Genomic DNA, 22289 nt, shown 5'->3' with positions numbered 1-22289 from the left:
ACACTTGTCAGAAAGGCACTGATCACGTCTAAGATCGGTCGGCAATCTGATTGCGAAAATGGCCGGGCCCTTGTGGTGAGAAATTAAGCGGCGGGTGAAATTTTGATCAACTTGCACAAAAAGTAATCAGAATTGAATCGTCGGGGGAATTTGAGATGACGGAATTGCTGACAGCTGCGCAGATGCGGGCCATCGAACAAGCCGCGATTAAGTCTGGCGAGGTAACCGGTCTGGAGTTGATGGAACGGGCCGGGCGCGGCGTTGTCGAGGCGATTTTCGAAGAGTGGCCGGAGTTGGCGAAAACCTCTGGCCGAGCGGTGGTGTTGTGCGGGCCAGGGAACAATGGCGGTGATGGATTTGTCGTTGCCCGTTTGCTGAAAGAGTGGGGGTGGGAGGTCGAGGTTTTTCTTTATGGAGATCCGCAGAAATTGCCGCCGGACGCGCGTAAAAATTACGAACGCTGGACCGGCATGGGAGGCGTCGAACCTCTTGATGGACAGTTGGAGCCTTCGACACGCAAGGCCAATGTGGTTGTTGATGCCCTATTTGGTACAGGGCTTACCCGCCCCATATCGAATCTTGGTCTCCTTATGCTTGACCTGCATGACAGTCAGGGGCTTGGTGCCGCTATGGAGGTGGCGCAAAGACCTGACTGGTGTCCGCTGATTGTGTCAGTTGACCTGCCAAGCGGTTTGTGCAGCGACAGTGGTCGTGCTTTGAGCGCGCCGGATTTCGTAGGACTTCCAGCTAAATTAGAGGCAATGTCTTCCGCTAGCGATCTTACTGTCACCTTTCACAGTAAAAAGCTGGGTCACACGCTGGCTGATGGGCCTGAATTGTGCGGACGTGTTGTCGTTAAGGGGATCGGGCTAAAAGTGTCCAAGAAGGATGAGTGTGTATCTGAGGTGCATGCCGGTTCTGGTCGGAGAGGAGGTAAAGAGAGTACATCGCACAAATACTCCCACGGCCACGCCCTGATCCTTTCGGGTGGCGCCGGGAAAACCGGGGCCGCTCGGTTGGCGGCGCGCGGGGCTCTGAGGATTGGGGCAGGGCTGGTGACGCTGGGGGTGCCTCCGGCGGCGCAGATGGAGGTCGCGGCGCAGGTCACGGCCATCATGTTGCGGCGGGTTGAGGGGGCGGAAGGCCTGACACAAGTGCTGCAGGACGAGCGGCTCAACGCATTGTGCCTTGGCCCCGGGTTGGGGCTGGAACGTGCGCGGAATTTGGTGCCAGCGGCTCTGGCTGCAAAGCGCGCGACTGTGCTGGATGCGGACGCGTTGACGGCTTTTGCGGATGATCCCGCAGTGTTGTTTGCGCATTTGCACGAAAACTGCGTTTTGACACCTCATGGTGGTGAATTTACGCGGCTGTTTCCGGATATCGCAGAAAAGCTGTCGGCACCCGCAACCAAAGGCCCGGCCTATTCCAAGGTGGATGCAACACGCGAAGCCGCCAAAGGGGCAGGGTGTGTTGTCCTGTTCAAAGGGCCGGACACAGTGATCGCTGCGCCGAACGGACGGTGTTCGGTCAATGCAGCAGTCTACGACCGTGAGGCCCCGTGGTTGGCGACGGCCGGGTCCGGCGATGTTCTGGCTGGTTTTATCACCGGGCTGCTCGCGCGTGGATTTGACCCGATGCAGGCCGCAGAAACAGCGGCTTGGTTGCATGTGGAATGCGCGCGTGCATTTGGTCCGGGTCTGATCGCTGAAGACCTGCCCGAGTTGCTTCCTGAAGTTTTCAAACAACTTAATATATGATTTTTTAGGCAGATTTTGGCCGATCCGCCCGATCTTCGGCGGCATTTGGCCGACGGGTTTGCGGTGCGGTCAAATCGAGTGTTTGCCAGACGCATAGCCGGGCGTCAGAATTCGCTTGGAGCGGGTCTCCGGCTGCGGTCTTCCTGCAGGTAATACGTTGATTAAAATAGGAATTATTTCTGACTTTCCTGCTCTGAGTGGCAGACATGCAATACTTTGAAAGTATCGCAAAAGGCCACTGGAGCCATGGCGGCATGCGCGCGATTGATGAGCAAAGAAAGCCGGAATTTTCAAGGTGAATGAAATGACCCAGAAACTAAAACTGTCCTCAATGGCTGCGATGCTGGTTGCAACAACAGCAATTCCCGCGGCGGCCGAGTTGAAATACGAAAACAACAGCGGCGGTTACGTTCTGTTGTATGGACAGCTCGATCCGGTGATTGTGTCGGTCGACGATGGTGAGGAAACAGAAACGCGCTTGCTGGACAACGACCTGTCCAACAGCCGCGTCGGCCTGCGGCTGATGCAGCCCTATGGCAGCAATGAATTCATGTTCCGTTTTGAAACCGGACTGGGTCTGCCGAGTACGGGAACGGCCAACCAGAATGGAACCAACAATGACGGATGGTCACGGGAAGACATTCGACATGTCGATTTCTCGCTGAAGGGGGGATACGGCAAGTTCGCGGCCGGGCAGGGTAGCATGGCGTCGGACGGCGCAGCTGAGGTCGACCTGTCTTATGTCGGAACGGCTTTGTATTCCTTTACGAACGACGAAAACGGCGCGTTCTTCTATCGCGGCACGGACGGTGTTCTAAGCGGTATCACCGTCGGTGACTCTGCCAGCAACTTTGATGGCGCGCGCCGTGGTCGTATTCGTTACGACACCCCCGATTTCAACGGATTCTCAGCGGCAATTGCCTACGGTCAGAACATTCTGTCCAGCAGCGACGACGATGACTACTACGACATCGCGGTTTCTTACGGCAATACTTTCTCAAATGGCGTGGAGTTTGCCGCAAGCGTGGCCTATGCGGTGCGGGATTTTGACAATAGCTCGGGTGAACGCAAAGACACGATCGGGTCCGCTTCGGTTTTGCTGCCCAGCGGTTTCAGCTTTACGGCCGCTTTAGGTACGCGTGATGACACTGCCACCGGTGCCAGCGACCCGGACTATTGGTACACCAAGCTGGCTTACGAAGGCGACTGGGTGTCCTGGGGCAAAACTGGTGTAGGGATCGACTATTTCGATGGGTCGGATTTCGAAAACGACGGGTCCAGCACAAAATCCTGGGGTATCGCCGTCGTTCAGCGGATCGACAGCATCAACACCGATGCGTACCTGAAATATCGCAATCATGACTTCGACGACACCGTGGACTTTGACAAGAACGAAGCCTGGGTCTTGGGGGCGCTCTGGAAGTTCTGATCCCGACCTTCTTGGGAATAGGCGCCCCGGCGCAGTCCGGGGCGTTTTTTTGTTCAAATCGACGGCAAAACAAGGCTCATCCGGGCTTTGCCCCCTTGCGCGTGGGCGGCTGGGCAAATAGAAGGCGTCAAATTTGCCCGGCGCGCCGTTTTGCGCGCCCCGAATCCTATGGGGACTACCATAATGCAGGTTACCGAGACGCTGAACGAAGGTCTGAAACGCGGCTACAACATCGTTGTGTCCGCAGCCGAGCTGGACGACAAGGTCAACGAAAAGCTGACCGAAGCGCAGCCCGAAGTTGAGATGAAGGGCTTCCGCAAAGGCAAGGTGCCGATGGCCCTGCTGAAAAAGCAGTTTGGTCAGCGCCTGCTGGGCGAAGCGATGCAGGAAAGCATCGATGGTGCCATGAACAAGCACTTTGAAGACAGCGGTGAACGCCCTGCACTGCAGCCCGACGTCAAGATGACCAACGAAGATTGGAAAGAAGGCGACGACGTTCACGTCGAGATGTCTTATGAGGCGCTGCCGGAAATCCCTGAAGTTGACCTGAAATCGGTTGAGCTGGAAAAGCTGGTTGTCAAAGCTGACGATGAGGCCGTCGAAGAAGCGCTGAAGAGCCTGGCAGAAACCGCGCAGGACTTCAAAGCGCGCCGCAAGGGGTCCAAAGCCAAAGACGGCGATCAGGTTGTGATCGACTTTGTTGGCAAAGTGGACGGCGAAGAATTCGAAGGTGGCTCGGCCGAAGACTACCCGCTGGTTCTGGGCTCGAACAGCTTCATCCCCGGCTTCGAAGAGCAACTGGTCGGTGTGAAAGCCGAAGAAGAAAAAGACGTGAACGTCTCCTTCCCCGAAGAATACGGCGCCGAAAACCTGGCCGGTAAAGACGCAGTTTTCACCTGCACGGTGAAGGAAGTGAAAGAGCCCGTTGCAGCTGAGATTAACGACGAGCTGGCCACCAAGTTCGGTGCCGAAGATCTGGCTGGTCTGAAAGCTCAGATCGCTGAGCGTCTGGAAGCTGAGTATTCCGGTGCGTCGCGTGCGGTCATGAAGCGTGCGCTGCTGGACGCGCTGGACAAGATCGTTTCCTTCGATCTGCCGCCGTCGTTGGTTGAAGCAGAAGCCAAGCAGATCGCGCACCAGCTGTGGCACGAGGAAAACCCGGAAGTGGAAGGCCACGACCACGCTGAGATTGAACCCACCGACGAGCACAACAAACTGGCCGAGCGCCGCGTGCGCCTGGGCCTGCTGCTGGCCGAGTTGGGTCAAAAGGCCGAGGTTGAAGTCACCGATGCTGAGATGACGCAGGCGATCATGAATCAGGCGCGTCAGTACCCGGGTCAGGAACGTCAGTTCTTTGAGTTCGTGCAGCAGAACGCTCAGATGCAGCAGCAGCTGCGCGCGCCGATCTTCGAAGACAAAGTCATCGACTATATCGTTGAACTGGCGCAGGTGGCTGACAAGGAAGTCAGCAAGGACGACCTGCAAAAAGCCGTTGAGGCACTGGAAGAGGAGTAATCCTCTTCCGTCCTACCCACAGGGCACAAAAAAGCGGAGCCGTCTGACAATCAGACGGCTCCGGTGGGTGGCTTTTGATCTTATGAGGTGAGGGGGTCAGGCCTCATGAGCAAAAGCACGGGGGGTACTCAGCAGAGCAGTCTTTTGCTCTGGCGTGAAACGATCTGACAGCGCTTCGATCAGTTTAAGCACGTCTTTGACTTCGTCTTTTGATTTTGCCGAATGCATCTGTTCGACGAAGTATTTCTCAAGCTCGGTCAGCGGTTGGTGATCGACATTAGCGGGTTTTTCGGCCTTGCTGAGCGCGAACAGACTCAGCGCCTGTTCTTCGGTCAGAAAGACATCATGCTCGATTCCCGCATAGTCCCGAATGCCCGAAATTCGTTCATCCGAGCAATCCATCATCGCTGCCATCGCAACCACTTTGCCCATTGGTTTCGCACTACCGAGGTAGTCATACGGGGCATTGCCCGACCGTTGCAGAACACGGTTCATGATCGGATCAATTACGGCGATCGAGTCCAGTACGCCAGCGGTTTTGGCGTATTCGAACGAGCCGATCATGACTTCGCTGGTCACATAGGACACTGAATTTTTGCCGCGCCCTCGGCCCAGTCGTTTGGTGTCGACACAGAACCGGGTCGCTTCCCAGACCTGTGAACTACGCAAGGGCGGTTCACCGTCCAGAATTGAATTGAAGACATCCGCAAGCATGTGTGGACCTGTGGTCTGCAACAGGCGCATACACCCAACGACTTCCCCCTCGTCGTTGATGCTGACTACGTGTGCAGGATTCAAGTCGTCGAACATATCGCGTTCGCGGCCGTCTACTATGTTGACCTCCCAGCCCAAACGATCGCCGAACACGCGGGCCCGTAGTTTGAACATTTCGTCCAGGACATCACTAAACATATGTTGGTTGATACCATCAATTACGATGATCATTTCCATCCCCCTACAGTCTGGTTACCGTGACTCGAGAGTTAACCAAGTCGCGGGCGGAAACTATTGGGGGTTTCCCGTATTTTTTGCGATTTTTTGCTTATCCTGGGGCGATTAAGCCCAAACCAATCGCCCGGCCAATGGCCTGAGGCGTGGTTAACGCGCCCAGTTTTTCACGGCCTGAGCGCATGTGAACCTCGACGGTTCGGTGGGAAATCGACAAAATATCACCAATATCTTGTTGCGATTTACCCTCAGCGACCCATTGAAGGATCTCTTTTTCGCGTGTCGAAAGGGCGGGAAGGTACAATGCCTTGGCCAGAACCCCGGACTGCATCACTGTGTCATGCGCATGCACGGCGGCCATTTGCAGGTCGCCCATAACTTCTCTTTTGAGCGACTCCCATTCAGAATCTGAACAATCGCGGGTCACGCTCAGTATTCCGCATTCGCCGTAAGGGCCGCGGACAGGAACGGTTAAACCACGCGGGGTAATGCCAAAATCATGTGCATCGCGGAACACGGCGTTAAACTTTTCGTCGTGATTGAAACGGCCCCAATCGACCGGTGCAATGCTGAGAACCGATTGGTATATGGTTGGATCGAAATGGTGGTAACCATGGCTGCCGTAATGGATTTTCCATTCGTCAGGGTAATTCGCATACCCCTGAACGTCACCTTTCACAGGATTCAAAGTGGCATAAGACGCATAGTCAAAGCCGAGTTCCTCGCAGACCGAGTTGATTATGTCTGCGGTCGACTTTTCCTGTTGGTCGAGCGCGGCCAAGTCTATGAGTTTCACCTGTCCAACCTTTTACATAGCGCTTTCCACCCCCCGAAAGCGCACAGTCTGTCCGTATTCAAGCCTACGTTGCGTCAACCGAGGTATTAAGCGCAAGGGAATTGTTCATATCGCACAGGCATAATGCGTACTTAGAGCAACATAACAACGTGAATCTGGGGTATTTGGGTGGAATTCCGCCGATTCTGACGCGAATTGGCATCGGATGTTTACGTTCTTTGCACAAGTTGAGCGGGAATTCATTCGGGTACAAGACCGGTTTCAACCAGCATTCCGCGGGCTTTGGCTTCGGGCCAATACCCTTTGGCGTACAGGAAGATTGCCCTTTGCTGATCGCCATCCGAAAGCAACCAGGCGCCGCGCAGATACTTTCCGGCAAACTCCAGATTGGTATCGGCGTCCAGCAGCCCCTGTGCATTTCCGCTGTAGCCCATAGAGCGTGCCGTCGCGGGCAGGATTTGCAACAGACCGTAATAGGGCCGGTTCACAGCCCACGGGCGATGAGTGCTTTCCCGGATCGCCAGTTTGTGTACAAGCTCGCGGGGGACTTCGTGGTGATCCGCCCACTTATTGATCGAGGCCCGCAACTCAGGCGTTTCGTTGGGGTAGAGAGGGGGATCGAATGCGTCTTGCGACACCGTCTCCGGCCCTCCGCAAGCAGCGAAGGGGATCATCAGCATCATGGCCAGAGCGCTGCGGCGCAGGTAAGAGGTCATCTGTGTACTCCGAATTTCAGGGCGCGATGATAGGAAACGAATGCCCATCTGCAAGCGTAGGTTTGAGATGTGGCCGAAATTTGCCCGTTTTGCGTGTGCATGAAAAAAGGCCGCACAAACCGGTGCGGCCTTTTCGAAATTCGATTGAACCAGATCAGGCTTTGGCTTCGTCTTCTTCAGCCGGAGCTTCTTCGGCAACCAGCTCTTCATCTTCCGAAGCAGCGGAACCGATATCGTCGAACAGTTCGGCGATTTCGAATTCAGCAGCGGCTTCTTCTTCAGCAGCCAGTTCCTGGATCGATTTGCCCGACGCCTGCAGTTCGGCTTCTTCTTCCGAACGGGCGACGTTCATCTTGATTTCAACTTCGACCTCAGGATGCAGTTTGACTGCGAGCGAGTGCAGACCCAGTTCCTTGATCGGTGCGATCAGGGCAATCTGTTTCTTGTCGACGGTGAAACCAGCTTCGGTTGCTGCGTCTGCGGCGTCACGCGGGGTGACCGAACCGTACAGAGCGCCGGCATCCGATGCCGAGCGAATCACGATGAACTGCTGACCGTTCAGCTTTTCAGCCAGTGCTTCAGCTTCTTTTTTGGTTTCCAGGTTGCGGGCCTCAAGCTGCGCTTTCTGAGCTTCGAACGAGGCGATGTTCGACTCGGACGCGCTCAGCGCTTTGCCTTGGGGCAGCAGGAAGTTGCGGGCGTAGCCGGACTTGACGTCAACGACGTCGCCCATCTGACCCAGTTTCGCAACGCGTTCCAGAAGGATAACTTGCATGTCAGTCTCTCCTTACTTCACGGCGTAGGGCAGCAGGGCGAGGAAGCGGGCGCGCTTGATAGCACGGGCCAGTTCACGCTGCTTTTTCGCCGAAACGGCGGTGATGCGGGAAGGTACGATCTTGCCACGCTCAGAGATGTAGCGCTGCAGCAGACGGGTGTCTTTGTAGTCGATCTTCGGCGCGTTGTCGCCCGAGAACGGGCAGACCTTGCGGCGGCGGAAAAATGGTTTTGCGGCCATGGTTTAAGTCCTTTCGTCAGGCGTTGATCAACGGCGCTCGCGGCGGCCTTCGCGCTCATCGCGCTTCTGCATCTGGACCGAAGGGCCCTCGACATGCTCGTCGACCTTGATGGTCAGAACGCGCATGACATCATCATGCAGGCGCATCAGGCGCTCCATTTCCTGAACGGCGCCAGCGGGGGCGTCGGTCTTCAGGAAGGAATAGTGACCTTTGCGGTTTTTGTTGATCTTGTAGGCCATTGTCTTAACGCCCCAGTACTCGCTTTCGACGACGTTACCGCCGTTGTCCGCCAGAACGGTGCCGAAATGTTCGACAAGGCTTTCTGCCTGCGCGTTGGACAGGTCCTGACGCGCGATCATTACATGCTCATACAGCGGCATGTGTACTCCTGTTTCTATCAAGGCGCATTTCATAGGCGGGGCCATTTTGTCCTTCGCGACCCTGCCACGAGAGGCTGCGCGATTCATGTGATTTGCGAAGGATGGCCCCATATACACGTTTGAGCGTGAGGGACAAGCCCCGCCACAGACGCCTTGGCGGTGTCGTGCTATTAACATCCAATTAACATTGCACTGCCCAATTCCTGACGCTTTTCGGCTCAAAGTTGTTTTTCATACCGGGGACTATCCGGAACTACCGGACCCAGAACGGCAACCTGAAAACAGGGTGAGAGAGATGACCGCGATGAATACGAATGCATTCGAAGAGTCCGCAACCTCAGCGAACTATGAGAAATCTGTACCAGTTCTGATCGCCTTTGCACCGAATTGGAGGGTTCGGATGGTACTGGCCCGCGTCTTGGGCGCCTTTCTAATTGTGATGGCGTTTTCCATGTGGTTGGTGGCCGGTTCCGCAATGGCCGCCGAAGTCTGGCCGATCAAGCTGGCCGCGTCACTTATGTTCCTGCTGGTCGGGGTCAGCCTGCTGACGATTCAGCTGCTGGATGCCCGCCCGGATGCTTATTTCGATCCGATCCGCCGCGAGGTTCGGGTTCTGCAAAAGAACGAAAACGGTCGCCCGCAGACCGTTCTCCGCCGCAGCTATGACACCTTGGGTGGTGCGCGCTTTGATGACGACCAGGTCGAACTGTACGATGTTGACGGCAGCCTGCTGATGAAACTGCCGCTGCAATCGGCGGATGTCAGCCGAGCGCTCAAAGGACAGTTGAGCGGAAGTGTAACAATCTTCGCGTGATTTTTATTCTGTTCATCTAGGAACAGAAACTGTGAGAGAATAATACTTGTGTGCTGCCCTTGGGCAGCACATTTTCGTTATCGAGCAACCCATTCGGATTGCATCCATAAAATTTTGCGGAGATTACCATGAAATCCACCCTTCTTGCTGCTGCACTGGCCGTTTCGGCAACATCGGCGTTTGCCAGCGCCGAGAAATACGTATTGGACCCCAGCCACAGCCAGGTCGTCTTCAGCTATAACCATCTGGGTTATTCCACTACAACCGGCATGTTCTCGGGCTTTGAAGGCGAGATCATGTTCGATCAGGAAGACCCCGCGGCATCCAGTGTCTCTGTTTCGATGCCTGTGATTGAAATGATCACCGGTTGGAAGCCACGCGAAGATCACTTTATGACCGAAGATTTCTTTGGCGCCGCCGAAGGTGATTTGGTCACCTTTACCTCGACCGGTATCGAAGTCACCGGTGAGAACACTGCCAACATCACCGGTGATCTGACGATGAATGGCGTGACCAAATCAGTCGTTCTGGATGCCAAGTTGAACCAAGTGTCCGAGCATCCTATGGCGAAAAAACCGTGGGCGGGTTTTGACGCGACCACCACACTGGTCCGCAGCGATTTTGATCTGGGACAGTTTGCACCGTTTGTCGGTGATGAAGTCGAAGTCCGGATCTCGGTCGAAGCTGTGAAGGCTGAATAAGTCGCACTCGATCTTCTGAACGAAACCGCCGAGGCACGTCGCCTCGGCGGTTTTTTCTATTCGCCGCGTTGCGCGACCAGTTCCACAGAAACCGCAACCGCAAAGGCCAGCGAGTCCTCGCCGGACATGGATTTTCCGACGTCGAAGTCCAGCCGGTTCAATTCCAACGCGCCGGACATCGTGGCCGTGTTGTCTTGAAGATCAAGCGTGAAGGGCAGCGCGACATCCACAGTTTTATCGCGGATGGTCAGCGGGCCGCGTGCTTCGTAGCCGGTGTCGGTCTTGAAAAGGTCGGCTTTGAACTGGGCAGTCGGAAATTGGGTACTGTCAAAGAAATCGGCACCCATGGCCTGATCCGTAACCGTTCCAAGGCTCAGCGAAGGAATGGCGATTGTGACGTCCACTGTACCAGCCAGGCCCGGCGCGGATGGGTCTTCAAAGGCAATTGCTGCGGTCCAATCGGCGAATGTGCCGGTCACTGGGCTACCCAGTTGGGTGATCGTAATGGACAGGGTCCCATCCTGTACTTGCCAGTCCGATTGCACCTCGATCAGTTCTGCGGTGTCGGTTGCGGCGGCGGAGTGATCCGAGAAGACGCCCATGGTCCAGCCGCCAAGCAGAACTGCGCCCCAGATTGCCAATGCAGCAAAAGCCGGCAGTGCCGAGTGATGCTGGGCAGGCGGTTGCGGCGCATCCGAGCGGCCGGGTAGCATCCGGCGCAAAGTACTGTCCTTATCGACCACATGGTGCTTGAGGGCGCCTGCGATGTGCAGGATGAGTGATCCGGCTAGAACCAGGATAAACAACCAGTGCAAGCCAGCTGTGGCTTCAGCGACATAGGGTGACTTGGGCACGAAGGGCAGATTTTGTCCAAAGGGCCACAGGATCGGGGCGAAACCTTCCGCTGCGGCATGGTGCAGCCAGCCAGTCAGGGGAACCAGAACCAGCGAGGCATAGAGCATCCAGTGTACGACCTCGGCGGCGAAGGCTTCGGGTTTGTTGTCTGCGTTCAACAGGCCGGGCTTCGTCTGGGTCAGCGCCCATAAGATGCGGGCCAGCGCGACAAAAAAGACGGTGACCCCGACTGTTTTATGGAGCGAGAACAACTGAACTGCCCGAACAAGATCCTCTTCGGTGGTGGGGATGGACGGATCATAGATTGCGTGGGCCAGATTGTTGGCGAACCATCCCAGCGGCAGGGCGGTAAAGATCAGCAAGGCGGTCAACCAGTGAAAGGTCTTGGCCACACTGCCATAGCTGGAAAAGGTGTTGGTCGAGGGCATCGGTTGCTCCATTCTGGGGTGGCTGCGTTCAACCTAAAGCCATGGGATCAGGACGCAATAGCGAGCCACGCACAGCAACAGTGCCAGATTGCAGAGGTCAGGCAGTGCTTGTGCCGCGCCCGCGCACGGTTTACACCCCGCCGCAACCTAACGTCATCCAAGAGGTCGCAATGACACGCGCATTCGTTTTTCCGGGGCAGGGTGCCCAAACCATCGGAATGGGCAAGGCTCTGGCCGAGGCTTATCCGGCTGCTCAGGCTGTGTTCGACGAGGTCGACGAGGCGCTGGGTGAAAAGCTGAGTAGCCTAATCTGGGAAGGTGATATTGCGGATCTGACGCTAACGCAGAACGCGCAGCCCGCGCTTATGGCGACTTCAATGGCGGTAATGCGCGCGCTGGATGCCGAAGGCGTTTCGGTGACTGACGCAGCATTTGTCGCCGGTCATTCGCTGGGTGAGTATTCCGCGCTGGCCGCTGCCGGAGCGTTGTCGGTTGCCGATACGGCCCGACTGTTGCGCACCCGCGGTCAGGCCATGCAAAGCGCCGTACCGGTAGGCGAAGGTGCAATGGCTGCCATTTTGGGCTTGGATTTGGGCGCCGTACGCGCCGTGGCCGAGGAAGCCGCACAGGGCGAGGTCTGTCAGGCCGCCAATGACAATGACCCGACACAGGTCGTGGTTTCAGGGTCCAAAGCTGCCGTTGAGCGTGCCGCCGAGATAGCCAAGGAAAAAGGTGCCAAGCGCGCAGTGATGTTGCCGGTTAGCGCACCGTTCCATTGCGCGCTGATGCAGCCTGCCGCAGACGTGATGGCCGAGGCGCTGTCAGAGGTTGAAATCAAGGCACCCGTTGTGCCGCTGGTGGCCAATGTGCGGGCCGAGGCAGTCTCGGACCCTAGCCTGATCCGTCAATTGCTGGTCGAGCAGATCACCGGTTCGGTCCGGTGGCGTGAAAGCGTGCAATACATGGCGGCGCAAGGCGTGACCGAGACCTGGGAGATCGGCGCTGGCAAGGCACTGTCGGGCATGGTCCGCAAGATTGATCGGGCCATTGTGGGCAAGGCCGTGAGCACACCGGAAGAAGTGCAAAAGGTCATTCAGTCTGAATCGTAAGTTAAAAACCGACACAACGGACGCACCAAGAGGGAAACCGAATGTTTGATTTGACAGGTAAGAACGCGCTGATCACCGGCGCTTCGGGTGGTATTGGGGGCGATATCGCGCGCGCCCTGCATGGCGCGGGTGCCACTGTGGGGTTGTCTGGTACGCGGGTCGAACCGCTGCAGGCGCTGGCGGATGAGCTGGGTGAGCGCGCGCATGTTCTGCCGTGTAACCTGAGCGATCCCGAAGCCGTTGCAGCATTGCCAAAGCAGGCCGCCGACGCGATGGGTTCGGTCGACATTCTGGTAAACAACGCGGGTATCACGCGGGATAACCTTTTCATGCGGATGTCCGACGAAGAATGGCAAAGCGTGATTGATGTGAACCTGACTGCCACGGCAAAGCTGTGCAAAGGCGTATTGCGCGGCATGATGAAGGCGCGTTGGGGTCGGATCATCAACATCTCGTCCGTGGTCGGCGCAACCGGCAATCCGGGTCAGGTCAATTATGCAGCGTCCAAGGCCGGTATGGTCGGTATGACCAAGTCGCTGGCCTATGAGGTCGCAAGCCGCGGAATCACGGCAAATGCAGTGGCCCCGGGATTCATCACAACTGCGATGACGGATAAGCTGACCGAGGATCAGAAATCGGGAATTCTGGTTCAGGTTCCTGCCGGTCGTATGGGCGAGCCGTCAGAAATTGCTGCGGCAGTTCTGTACCTTGCAAGCCCCGAAGCGGGATATATCACCGGAACGACCTTGCATGTGAACGGCGGTATGGCCATGTTGTGAGCGCACACCGGGGCAGGCGCGAAAGCGTTTGCGTCGGGCGTTGTCTGTGCTATAGGCGGCGCATGTATGCAGGGGTCGGCCAGTGGGTCGGCCTTCTACTTTCCCGGCAATCGGGAAACCAAACCGCCCGGACCGGGCAAAATCAAGCCAGCCTGAGCGGGCAAGGGCAGAACCGGGCACTACGCCCTGAAATGGAATGAGGAATAGACATGAGCGACGTCGCAGATCGCGTTAAAAAGATCGTTGTTGAGCACCTGGGTGTTGAAGAAGACAAAGTGGCAGAAAACGCTTCCTTCATCGACGATCTGGGCGCAGACAGCCTGGACACTGTTGAGCTGGTCATGGCCTTCGAAGAAGAGTTCGGCATCGAAATTCCCGATGACGCAGCCGAGACCATCCAGACCTTTGGCGACGCCGTCAAATTCATCTCTGAAGCGTCCTAAGCGTTTCAAACCCTTAAAAGCGGCGCTTCCGGGCAACGGAGGCGCCGTTTTTTATGCCCATCACAAATTCATCCTTGCTTGGCGCTTTCTTGCTAAGCACTGTTTGAACAGAGGCAATTTTCTGAGCGGGCAGGGCATGATACGATCCACCCCGACGATAAACACGGCACGCTTGATGCTTTGCGCCATGCGTCCCGAAGATTTCAACCGGTTCGCCGAGATCTGGCGCAACCCGTGCATCGTGCGGCATATCGGTGGCAAACCAAGGTCGCGTGGTGAGGCGTGGGATTCCTTCCTTCGCAATGCCGGGCACTGGCAGATGGCCGGGTTCGGGCATTGGGCGGTTTTGCAGCAATCGAATCGCCAGATGATCGGACAGGCCGGTTTTTTCTACGGCAACCGTTCGATGGGTGAAGATTTCGACAGTTACCCCGAAGCCGGATGGATTTTGGTGCCCGAAGCGCAGGGGCAGGGTTTGGGCATAGAAGCGGCCCAAGCGGCGCATGATTGGTTCGACCGCATCATGCCTGGGCCCTTGGTTGCAATGGTAAATTCGGCCAATAGCGTCTCGCAGAAACTGGCTGAGAAGCTGGGATATGTGCCGATGCGCGAAGATAAGTACAACGGGTCTGAGGTTGTATTGCTGCGCCGAAATGGCCCTCCGAAACGTCACTAGTCTTCAATTGCGGCGATGCCGCAAAATGTCCTCAGTTTGCCGAAACTGGTAAAATCCGGGATCGGTCCGGTGTGTATGGTACACTGGATTGACATGCGATTGAGCGGAGGAGCGGGCTCATGAGGATTTACCCTACTATGGAACTGCAGAACGGCCGGTGCGTGACGCTGGACAAGGGCCGTCTGGACAACGCCATGATCTGGCACGTGGACCCGGTTGAAACAGCACGCAGCTGGTCGGCCGCCGGGGCCGAATGGATGCAGCTGACGGATTTCGACGCGATCGAAGGGCGCGACACCAACGCCGAGCTGGTCGAAGAAATCATCCGCTCGGCTGAAATGCCGGTGCAGCTGGCTGGTGGGATGCGCGCGCGCGAACATGTCGAACATTGGATCGACAAAGGGGCCGGGCGGGTCGTCATTGGTACGCTGGCTGCGCGTGACCCGATCTTGGTAAAGGAACTGGCCAAGTTTTACCCGGATCAGATCGTTCTGGCGGTTGATGTCTGGCAGGGCTTTGTCATGACCGAAGGCTGGCGCAGTCAAAGTGCCTTTACCCCCGAAGCCTTTATCGAAGCGTTCGCGGACACCCCGTTTGCGGGTATTGTGGTGACGGATATCGACAGTGACATGGAAGATGTCGAGGCGCAGTTGGGTCTGATCTCGGGTCTTGCGGAAAAGTCCCGTACCCCCGTTATCGCCAGCGGTGTGGTGCGCACGGCGGACGATATCTCGCGCCTGGCCTATATCCACAACATCTCGGGCGCGATTGTCGGGCGGGCACTGTTCCGCAAATCGCTGAGCCTGGAAGATGCGCTGGAAGTGGCCAAAACCGCGCATGAGCCCGTGGCGCAGTTCCAGTAATAGACAAATCACTCGGAAACCGCCTTTTGCCCGCGCGGGTAGAAGGCGGTTTTTGATTTCTGAACCTTTCCAACGGTGACAGGCGGGTTTTCTTTCGGTTTTGGCGGGATGATGCCGGAAGGGATTGTGCCGTGGCTCTTGCCCCCGGCCCCCACGCCGGGGTATGAGCGGTTCTCAAATAGGAAGCAGGCAAGAGGCATTTCATGCGCAGAGTCGTTGTAACCGGTCTGGGATTGGTCACTCCGTTGGCCAGTGGGGTCGAGGAAAGCTGGTCACGGCTGCTGGACGGAGAATCCGGCGCGGGCCCGATCACGCAGTTTGATGCTGAGGCAAGCGGGGTCACCACGACCTATGCCTGCGAAGTGCCCCGTGGCGACGGTACGAACGGCACGTTCAATCCCGACGATTGGATGCCACCGAAAGAGCAGCGCAAGATCGAAGATTTCATCCTGTATTCCATCGCAGCAGCAGATATGGCCTGCCAGGATGCGAATTGGCTGCCCGAGGATGAAGAAGATCGCCTGCGCACTGGTGTTCTGATCGGCTCGGGTATCGGTGGGCTGGGTTCTATCGCGAACACGGCCAACCTGATCCGTGACAAGGGTCCACGCCGCGTGTCGCCTTTCTTTATCCCTGGCGCGCTGATTAACCTGGCCTCGGGTCAGGTCTCGATCCGTCATGGCTTTAAAGGCCCGAACCATTCGGTGGTGACCGCCTGTTCGACCGGCGCACATGCCATTGGCGACGCCAGCCGTATCATCCGTGCCGGTGATGCGGATGTCATGGTTGCAGGTGGCGGCGAGGGTTGCATCTGTGAGATCGGCATTGCGGGCTTTAATGCGTGTAAGGCGCTGTCGACCAAGTACGCCGACGATCCGAAGAAAGCCAGCCGCCCTTATGACGTCGACCGTGACGGGTTCGTCATGGGTGAAGGCGCAGGCATTGTCGTGCTGGAAGAGTACGAACATGCCAAGGCGCGCGGTGCGAAGATTTACGCCGAGGTTCTGGGCTATGGCATGTCCGGTGACGCCTATCACATCACCGCACCGTCCGAGGACGGCGACGGGGCAGAGCGTTCCATGAAGGCCGCGCTACGCAGTGCCGGGCTGGAGCCGAAGGATCTGGATTATATCAACGCGCATGGAACTTCGACCATGGCGGACACAATTGAACTGGGCGCGGTGGAGCGTCTGTTGGGCGACCATGCGGGCAACGCAACCATGTCGTCGACCAAATCGGCCACGGGCCACTTGTTGGGCGCGGCTGGCGCGATCGAGGCGATCTTCTCGATCCTGGCGATCCGCGATCAGGTGGCTCCGCCGACGATCAATCTGGACAACCCGGCGGTTGAGACGCCGATTGACCTGGCACCGAATGCAAAACGCGAGCGTGAGATCAACGTGGCCTTGTCGAACTCGTTCGGGTTTGGCGGCACCAATGCCAGCGTGATCTTCGGAAAGGCCAGCTAAATGTGGCGGGCTTTGGCATCAAACGCGCTGACCATACTGGTGGTTGGCCTGTTTCTGATCGGCGGTCTGATCCTTTGGGGGCAGTCGCAGTACAAGGCCGAAGGCCCGCTGGAAGCCGCCATGTGCCTGCAGGTGAAAAGCGGCTCAAACATGACTCGCGTCAGCCAGCAGCTTGCAGATGAGGGCGCCATCAGCAGCGCCATGATCTTCCGGATGGGTGCGGATTACACCGACAAGGCGCAGCAGTTGAAAGCGGGTAGTTTTTTGGTTCGTGAAGGCGCGTCGATGGCGCAGATCATCGACGACATCACCAGCAGTGGTGCCAGCACCTGCGGATCCGAGATTGAATATCGCGTTGGCGTCACACGGGTACAGACCCGCGTGCGTGAGTTGAACCCAGCCACTCTGGAATTTGTCGAGATTGCGAGTTTCGAGGCTGGAGAAGAAGAAGCCCCTGCTGAATACTCTGAAAAGCGTCAGGACGCCGACACCCGCTATCGCGTTTCGGTCGCCGAGGGCGTGACCTCGTGGCAGGTGGTTGAGGCGCTGAAGGGCATTGACGCCCTGACCGGCGAGGTGTCCGAGGTTCCGGCCGAGGGTATGCTGGCCCCCGACAGCTATGAACTGGCCCCGGGCGATGACCGGGCGGCTGTGCTGCAGGACATGCAGGCAAAGCAACAGTTGCGGATCAATGCGGTTTGGGAAAGCCGGAAGGACGATTTGCCGATCAGCAGCCCCGAAGAGATGTTGATCCTTGCCTCGATTATCGAGAAAGAGACCGGCGTTCCACATGAGCGCGGCCAAGTGGCCAGCGTCTTTGTGAACCGGCTTGAAAAAGGCATGAAGCTGCAGACAGACCCGACCGTGATCTATGGTGTCACCAAGGGGCAAGGTGTGCTGGGCCGCGGTCTGCGTCGCAGTGAGTTGCGCCGTGCAACTCCTTGGAATACTTATGTGATTGATGGTTTGCCGCCCACACCGATTGCCAATCCCGGCCTCGCAAGCCTTGAGGCCGCGGTGGCCCCAGACAGCACAGACTATGTGTTCTTTGTTGCAGACGGAACTGGCGGGCACGCTTTTGCTGAAACTCTGGATGAGCACAACCGTAACGTCGCCAAATGGCGAGAGATAGAAGCCGAGAGAAACAGCTCGAGCAACTAAGAAAAGGGCCGCGTCGAAAAACGCGGCCCTTTCTTTTTTATTATGCGGCAGGACGCCTGCGTGGGCGGCGACGTTTTGACGACGCAGGTTTCGACGTCGAATTCGCTCCGTGCGGTTTACGCCCCCGGAACCCACCGCGATTGCGCGGCTTTTTGGGTTCAGCATATTCAGGCATAGTGCCACTGGCGACCGGAATTTCGATCTTCATCAGCTTTTGGATCTGCAGTAGCTGGTCCAGTTCATCCGGCGCGCAGAAAGCAATGGCTTCGCCTTCACGACCGGCGCGGGCAGTGCGGCCAATGCGGTGGACATAATTGTCTGGCACCTCGGGCAGGTCATAGTTGATCACATAAGCAACACCAGGAATGTCGATACCACGCGCGGCCACGTCGGTGGCGACCAGCACGTTGATCTCTCCGGCGCGGAAGGCCTTGATCGCGCGGTCGCGCTGGCCTTGGCTTTTGTTACCGTGGATGGATGCCGCGTTGAAGCCATCAGCCACAAGGCCCTTCATCAGCTTTTCAGCACCGTGTTTGGTGCGGGAGAAGACCAACGTCAGGGCGTCCATGTCAGCAGACAGAATTTCGCGCAGTTTTTGCGGCTTTTCGCCCCGGCTGAGGAAATGCACAGACTGCGTAATCTTGTCTGCTGCCTTACCCGGGGGTGAAACCTGCACCCGCTGCGGGTTGGTCAAGTAGGATTGGCTGAGCTCTTCCATCTGTTTCGGCATTGTGGCCGAGAACAACATGGTTTGACGCGGCGTTCCCAATGCAGGCGCGATTTTGCGCAGGGCGTGGATAAAGCCCATGTCCAGCATCTGGTCGGCCTCATCCAGCACCAGATGGCGCACCGAGCTGAGGTCTACGGCACCGCGCTCCATCAGATCGATCAGGCGCCCCGGAGTGGCAACCAGAATATCGGATCCACGAGACAGGAACGAAATCTGCTTGCCGATGGATTGCCCGCCGACCACGGTGGCAACCCGCAGTTTCGTCTTTTGCGTCAGATTGCGCAGGCTTTCCGCGATTTGGTTCACCAGTTCGCGGGTGGGGGCCAGGATCAAAGCCTTCACCGTTTTCGGCGCAGGTTTGCCCGGTTGCGCCAGCAGATGATCAATCAGCGGCAGACCGAAGGCCAGGGTCTTGCCGGTGCCGGTCTGGGCCAGCCCAAGAATATCATGCCCGTTCAGCGCCAGCGGAATGGCCTGGTTCTGGATCGGCGTGGGTTGTGTGAAATTGGCGCGTTTCAGTGCGTCGTTCAGTGCGGGCGCGAGGCCCAGCATATCAAAGTCGAACAAATAACTATCCTTTGCCGCCCACAGCTTTGGCACATGGGCAAGTCACGATGGGTCGCATCCGCGACCGGCAGGGTTGGTTGGGACCTCGGGATAAGCAGGCGAGTCCTGCGATATCCGGTCGTCGCGTCAAGAACCCTGCGTGATGGGGAACTGTGGGTGGATCGGGCGCTGTGGGGGCTGTTGATTGCCCGAGTGCTCACGCGGCAGCGCTGTTTCAGGGCACATGCGGGTTGTAACGGCGAATGTCAAGCTATCGGGCAGGGTTTTCTATGTCCTGTACGACGGTGTTGCTTGGTTACTGATCCAACCCGACGGCCTGATGGATGGCGAAACCGGTTTTGACAGCGCGATAGGTCGGGAAGGGCATCCGCCCCGAGGTCTCGATATCGCGCTGGATCCAGTCGTGATCCTCTAGCTGATGCAATGAGGCGGATAAGGCGCGGTCTGTGATGGTGATCAGGTCCGACTTGATCGCTGAAAAGCGATGCGGGGTGCCGGTTAGGGCCAGGATGGGAACGGTCCACGACTTTCGAAGAAGCTTGTGTGTGGCGTCATCCGGGGCAACCTGAATGATCGCGCTGGCGATACGTGCGGCTTGGGTGCCGGCGGGGGTGAGGCGAAACTCGGGGCGCAGGGGATGGCCATGGCCGGGGTTACGCTCGAGCAATTTGAGTTGGACGAGGTGATCGAGACTTGCCGCAAAGGCCGTTCGACTGGCGCTAGTAGCAGCGAGCAAAGGGGCTTGTCGTCCGGAAACACCGGAATGCATCAGCGCCAGAATGTTCAGTGACCATGCGCGGGAGGTGAGCTTGACAAGTAGAGTTATGTCCATAAAATATAGTAGCTATATTTTAATGCAAAGGAAAGTTAAATGCCGCATGTTTCGTTAAAAAACACGATCACGTTTGCGATTTCAGTCAGGGATCGTCATGCCAGTGCGGATTGGTATCGTGACATGCTTGGGTTCGAACTTGTTCATCACATCGATGAAGCCGGGTGGAGCGAAATGCGCACCAATGTGAACGGAGTGACATTGGGTCTGGGAGAACAGGCCGAGCCGTCACCGGGCAATTGCGTACCGGTCTATGAAGTTGGTGATATTGCTACGGCGCGTGGTGCGCTGGAAGCTGCCGGGGTAGCGTTTGATGGCCCGACGGAAACGATCGAAGGGATGGTCAGCACGGCCACATTCTATGATCCGGATCGCAATGCGATGATGCTGGCGCAAGATTTGACGGGCGGTTAATCTTAACACAGCGTACGATTGTTGTTGCGTTTGATGTTGCGTAACACATTGACTTTGCGTGCTTAATCACGTAGAAGTTATGTCATGCTAGAAGAAGTGGGCGACGGCCCCGGGGGCGACCCGGTGGCCGTTTTTCGTTTCTCTCGTGCGGAGAAAACTCACGCATGAGGTCACAGGCAAACATGACTTTGATTACCCCGGAAGAGCGGATTTCTCAGACGGCTGACTTGTTGCAGTCCCTTGAAAGATCCATTCGCGATCTGCGCCAAGCAGCGGAAGAACTGCGCCAGCAGATTGGTGCCGGGGAGGATGCAGACCTTGCCGGAGCAGGCAAGCAACTGGGTCAGCTAGAGGGGCTGATCCGCAGTTGCCAGAAAGTGGAGACAAGCTTTGTCGAACAACATCACAGACAAGCCGGAATTGCCCAAGGTGGGTATGCGCTCGACCTTGAGCGCGCTCGATTTGAAATCGGGTGCAGGTTGGCTCGCCTCCGCAGATGCAGCGGTTCGGGAGAGATTTCTGAGTGAGATCGGGGAGGGGGGGCTGTGCGCCCTCCCTTTCCTGTTCGAGTTTTGGGCGTTGCCGCATCAGTTGCCGCCCGAGGGTGATTGGCGATCCTGGGTGATTATGGGCGGACGTGGCGCGGGCAAGACACGGGCTGGGTGCGAATGGGTGCGGTCGATGGTCGAGGGGGCGAAGCCGCTGGATCTGGGTGAGGCCAGCCGTGTGGCTTTGGTCGGAGAGACCTTTGATCAGGTGCGCGATGTCATGATCTTTGGTGACAGCGGGATAATGAAGTGTTCGCCGCCGGACAGGCGGCCCAGTTGGAAGGCATCTGAGCGCAAACTGATCTGGCCCAATGGGGCCGAGGCGCAAGCATTTTCGGCACATGATCCCGAGGGGTTGCGGGGGCCCCAGTTCGATGCAGCCTGGGTGGACGAGCTGGCCAAATGGAAAAAGGCCGGGGAAACCTGGGATATGCTGCAATTCGCGCTGAGATTGGGCGATCAGCCTCGGGTCTGCGTGACGACCACGCCGCGGAATGTGAAGGTTTTGAAAGAGTTGCTGGCGTCGCCTTCAACGGTGCAGACGCACGCGCCGACCGAGGCGAACCGGGCAAATCTGGCGGAGTCCTTTTTGGAAGAGGTGCGCACTCGCTATGCGGGCACGCGGCTGGGACGGCAGGAGTTGGATGGCGTATTGCTGTCGGATGCCGAAGGGGCGCTGTGGACGGGCTCGATGCTCGAGGCGGCACGGTTCGCACAGGTGCCCGATTTGGACCGCATCGTGGTGGCGCTGGACCCGGCAGTGACGTCCGGTTCAGATGCGGATGCCTGCGGGATCGTGGTCGTGGGTGCTCAGCTACAGGGGCCACCCGAAGAGTGGCGCGCTTACGTGCTGGCCGACCGGACGTTGCAGGGTGTTGGTCCGACGGGCTGGGCGCAGGCGGCTATTGACGCGATGGATGAGTTCGGGGCCGAACGGCTGGTGGCTGAGGTCAATCAGGGCGGGCAACTGGTGGAAGAGGTCGTGCGGCAGGTGGACCCTCTGGTCCCGTTTCGCGCGGTGCGCGCGTCACGCGGCAAGGTCGCGCGGGCCGAGCCTGTGGCGGCGCTCTACGAGCAGGGACGGGTGTCTCATGTGGTGGGGCTGGACGCGCTGGAGGAGCAGATGTGCCAGATGACCGCGCGGGGGTTCGAGGGGCAGGGTTCGCCAGACCGGGTCGACGCGCTGGTCTGGGCGCTTCATGAGTTGGTTGTTGGGCCTGCGGGAGTGTATCGGCGGCCTAGGGTTAGGGCGTTGTAGAGGAATCTAAGCTGGGGCTCCAGCTATCCACAAGACATGCCAATACTCATGACCAAGTGCCTTCCCCTGAAGTGTTGCCTTACAC

General features: G+C 57.6%; 23 protein-coding genes. 14 read left to right on the top strand and 9 right to left on the bottom strand.

Annotation, left to right across the window (positions count from 1 at the left end):
* Positions 1 to 155 precede the first annotated feature (155 nt).
* The 3 genes from AB1A64_RS06185 to tig all read left to right on the top strand — a co-directional run bounded on the left by AB1A64_RS06185 (position 156) and on the right by tig (position 4701).
* A complete protein-coding gene (locus tag AB1A64_RS06185) occupies positions 156 to 1757 on the top strand; it encodes an NAD(P)H-hydrate dehydratase (protein WP_366550606.1) in 1602 nt (533 codons plus the stop codon).
* A 304-nt stretch (positions 1758 to 2061) separates the two neighbouring features.
* Positions 2062 to 3186, top strand: coding sequence for a porin (locus AB1A64_RS06180; protein WP_366550605.1), 1125 nt, complete (start codon positions 2062 to 2064; stop codon positions 3184 to 3186).
* A 183-nt stretch (positions 3187 to 3369) separates the two neighbouring features.
* Entirely contained in the window at positions 3370 to 4701 is a 1332-nt protein-coding gene (gene tig / locus AB1A64_RS06175; protein WP_366550604.1) for a trigger factor, read from the top strand.
* 96 nt (positions 4702 to 4797) lie between these two features.
* On the opposite strand, the gene AB1A64_RS06170 is transcribed toward tig, so the two are convergent.
* The 6 genes from AB1A64_RS06170 to rpsF form a co-directional block, all read right to left on the bottom strand.
* On the bottom strand, positions 4798 to 5646 hold the full coding sequence (locus AB1A64_RS06170; RefSeq protein WP_170359015.1) for an acyl-homoserine-lactone synthase: 849 nt from the start codon (positions 5644 to 5646) through the stop codon (positions 4798 to 4800).
* Positions 5647 to 5743: 97 nt separating this feature from the next.
* A complete protein-coding gene (locus AB1A64_RS06165; protein ID WP_366550603.1) occupies positions 5744 to 6445 on the bottom strand; it encodes a LuxR family transcriptional regulator in 702 nt (233 codons plus the stop codon).
* A gap of 239 nt (positions 6446 to 6684) precedes the next feature.
* Positions 6685 to 7125, bottom strand: coding sequence for a lytic transglycosylase domain-containing protein (locus AB1A64_RS06160; protein WP_366550769.1), 441 nt, complete (start codon positions 7123 to 7125; stop codon positions 6685 to 6687).
* Positions 7126 to 7315: 190 nt separating this feature from the next.
* The gene (gene rplI / locus AB1A64_RS06155; RefSeq protein WP_366550602.1) at positions 7316 to 7936 is read right to left on the bottom strand and encodes a 50S ribosomal protein L9; all 621 of its coding nucleotides are present in this window, start codon (positions 7934 to 7936) and stop codon (positions 7316 to 7318) included.
* A gap of 12 nt (positions 7937 to 7948) precedes the next feature.
* Positions 7949 to 8176, bottom strand: a complete 228-nt coding sequence (gene rpsR / locus AB1A64_RS06150) for a 30S ribosomal protein S18 (RefSeq protein ID WP_005982441.1) — start codon at positions 8174 to 8176, stop codon at positions 7949 to 7951.
* Between the two features lie 27 nt (positions 8177 to 8203).
* Entirely contained in the window at positions 8204 to 8557 is a 354-nt protein-coding gene (gene rpsF / locus AB1A64_RS06145) for a 30S ribosomal protein S6 (protein WP_366550601.1), read from the bottom strand.
* Positions 8558 to 8861: 304 nt separating this feature from the next.
* Between rpsF and AB1A64_RS06140 the strand changes: the two genes are divergently transcribed.
* Positions 8862 to 9371 carry a hypothetical protein gene (locus AB1A64_RS06140; protein ID WP_366550600.1) on the top strand — a complete coding sequence of 170 codons (510 nt, stop codon included), beginning with the start codon at positions 8862 to 8864 and terminating at the stop codon, positions 9369 to 9371.
* Between the two features lie 128 nt (positions 9372 to 9499).
* Positions 9500 to 10072 (top strand): YceI family protein, encoded by a 573-nt coding sequence (locus AB1A64_RS06135; RefSeq protein WP_170349076.1) that lies wholly within the window; start codon positions 9500 to 9502, stop codon positions 10070 to 10072.
* Positions 10073 to 10128: 56 nt separating this feature from the next.
* Here AB1A64_RS06135 and AB1A64_RS06130 read toward each other — a convergent pair whose 3' ends face one another.
* The gene (locus tag AB1A64_RS06130; RefSeq protein ID WP_366550599.1) at positions 10129 to 11355 is read right to left on the bottom strand and encodes a cytochrome b/b6 domain-containing protein; all 1227 of its coding nucleotides are present in this window, start codon (positions 11353 to 11355) and stop codon (positions 10129 to 10131) included.
* 170 nt (positions 11356 to 11525) lie between these two features.
* Here AB1A64_RS06130 and fabD point away from each other — a divergent pair, with 170 nt between their 5' ends.
* The 7 genes from fabD (at position 11526) to mltG (ending at position 17855) form a co-directional block, all read left to right on the top strand.
* The gene (gene fabD / locus AB1A64_RS06125; RefSeq protein ID WP_366550598.1) at positions 11526 to 12464 is read left to right on the top strand and encodes an ACP S-malonyltransferase; all 939 of its coding nucleotides are present in this window, start codon (positions 11526 to 11528) and stop codon (positions 12462 to 12464) included.
* A gap of 41 nt (positions 12465 to 12505) precedes the next feature.
* Positions 12506 to 13243, top strand: coding sequence for a 3-oxoacyl-[acyl-carrier-protein] reductase (gene fabG / locus AB1A64_RS06120; protein WP_366550597.1), 738 nt, complete (start codon positions 12506 to 12508; stop codon positions 13241 to 13243).
* A 209-nt stretch (positions 13244 to 13452) separates the two neighbouring features.
* Complete coding sequence (locus AB1A64_RS06115; protein WP_008756330.1) at positions 13453 to 13686, top strand: acyl carrier protein; 234 nt, start codon at positions 13453 to 13455, stop codon at positions 13684 to 13686.
* A gap of 136 nt (positions 13687 to 13822) precedes the next feature.
* Positions 13823 to 14362 carry a GNAT family N-acetyltransferase gene (locus AB1A64_RS06110; protein ID WP_170375817.1) on the top strand — a complete coding sequence of 180 codons (540 nt, stop codon included), beginning with the start codon at positions 13823 to 13825 and terminating at the stop codon, positions 14360 to 14362.
* Between the two features lie 119 nt (positions 14363 to 14481).
* The gene (locus AB1A64_RS06105; RefSeq protein WP_170349071.1) at positions 14482 to 15225 is read left to right on the top strand and encodes a 1-(5-phosphoribosyl)-5-[(5-phosphoribosylamino)methylideneamino] imidazole-4-carboxamide isomerase; all 744 of its coding nucleotides are present in this window, start codon (positions 14482 to 14484) and stop codon (positions 15223 to 15225) included.
* Between the two features lie 203 nt (positions 15226 to 15428).
* Positions 15429 to 16694: a beta-ketoacyl-ACP synthase II gene (gene fabF, locus AB1A64_RS06100; RefSeq protein ID WP_366550596.1), complete on the top strand. Its 1266-nt coding sequence runs from the start codon at positions 15429 to 15431 to the stop codon at positions 16692 to 16694.
* Positions 16695 to 17855 carry an endolytic transglycosylase MltG gene (gene mltG / locus AB1A64_RS06095; protein WP_366550595.1) on the top strand — a complete coding sequence of 387 codons (1161 nt, stop codon included), beginning with the start codon at positions 16695 to 16697 and terminating at the stop codon, positions 17853 to 17855.
* A 40-nt stretch (positions 17856 to 17895) separates the two neighbouring features.
* Here the strand turns inward: mltG and AB1A64_RS06090 are convergent, their stop codons facing one another.
* Positions 17896 to 19152, bottom strand: coding sequence for a DEAD/DEAH box helicase (locus tag AB1A64_RS06090; RefSeq protein WP_366550594.1), 1257 nt, complete (start codon positions 19150 to 19152; stop codon positions 17896 to 17898).
* Positions 19153 to 19447: 295 nt separating this feature from the next.
* Positions 19448 to 19984 (bottom strand): winged helix-turn-helix transcriptional regulator, encoded by a 537-nt coding sequence (locus AB1A64_RS06085; RefSeq protein ID WP_366550593.1) that lies wholly within the window; start codon positions 19982 to 19984, stop codon positions 19448 to 19450.
* Positions 19985 to 20023: 39 nt separating this feature from the next.
* Here AB1A64_RS06085 and AB1A64_RS06080 point away from each other — a divergent pair, with 39 nt between their 5' ends.
* Both AB1A64_RS06080 and AB1A64_RS06075 read left to right on the top strand, forming a co-directional pair.
* A complete protein-coding gene (locus AB1A64_RS06080) occupies positions 20024 to 20398 on the top strand; it encodes a VOC family protein (protein WP_366550592.1) in 375 nt (124 codons plus the stop codon).
* A gap of 435 nt (positions 20399 to 20833) precedes the next feature.
* Positions 20834 to 22204 (top strand): terminase family protein, encoded by a 1371-nt coding sequence (locus AB1A64_RS06075; protein WP_366550768.1) that lies wholly within the window; start codon positions 20834 to 20836, stop codon positions 22202 to 22204.
* Positions 22205 to 22289 lie beyond the last annotated feature (85 nt).

It is taken from the genome of Ruegeria sp. ANG10 (genome assembly GCF_040705255.1).
In the GTDB taxonomy this organism is placed as follows: Bacteria; Pseudomonadota; Alphaproteobacteria; order Rhodobacterales; family Rhodobacteraceae; genus Ruegeria.
Note: the sequence above shows the minus strand (reverse complement) of the source record. Positions and strands in the feature narration are given on the sequence as shown.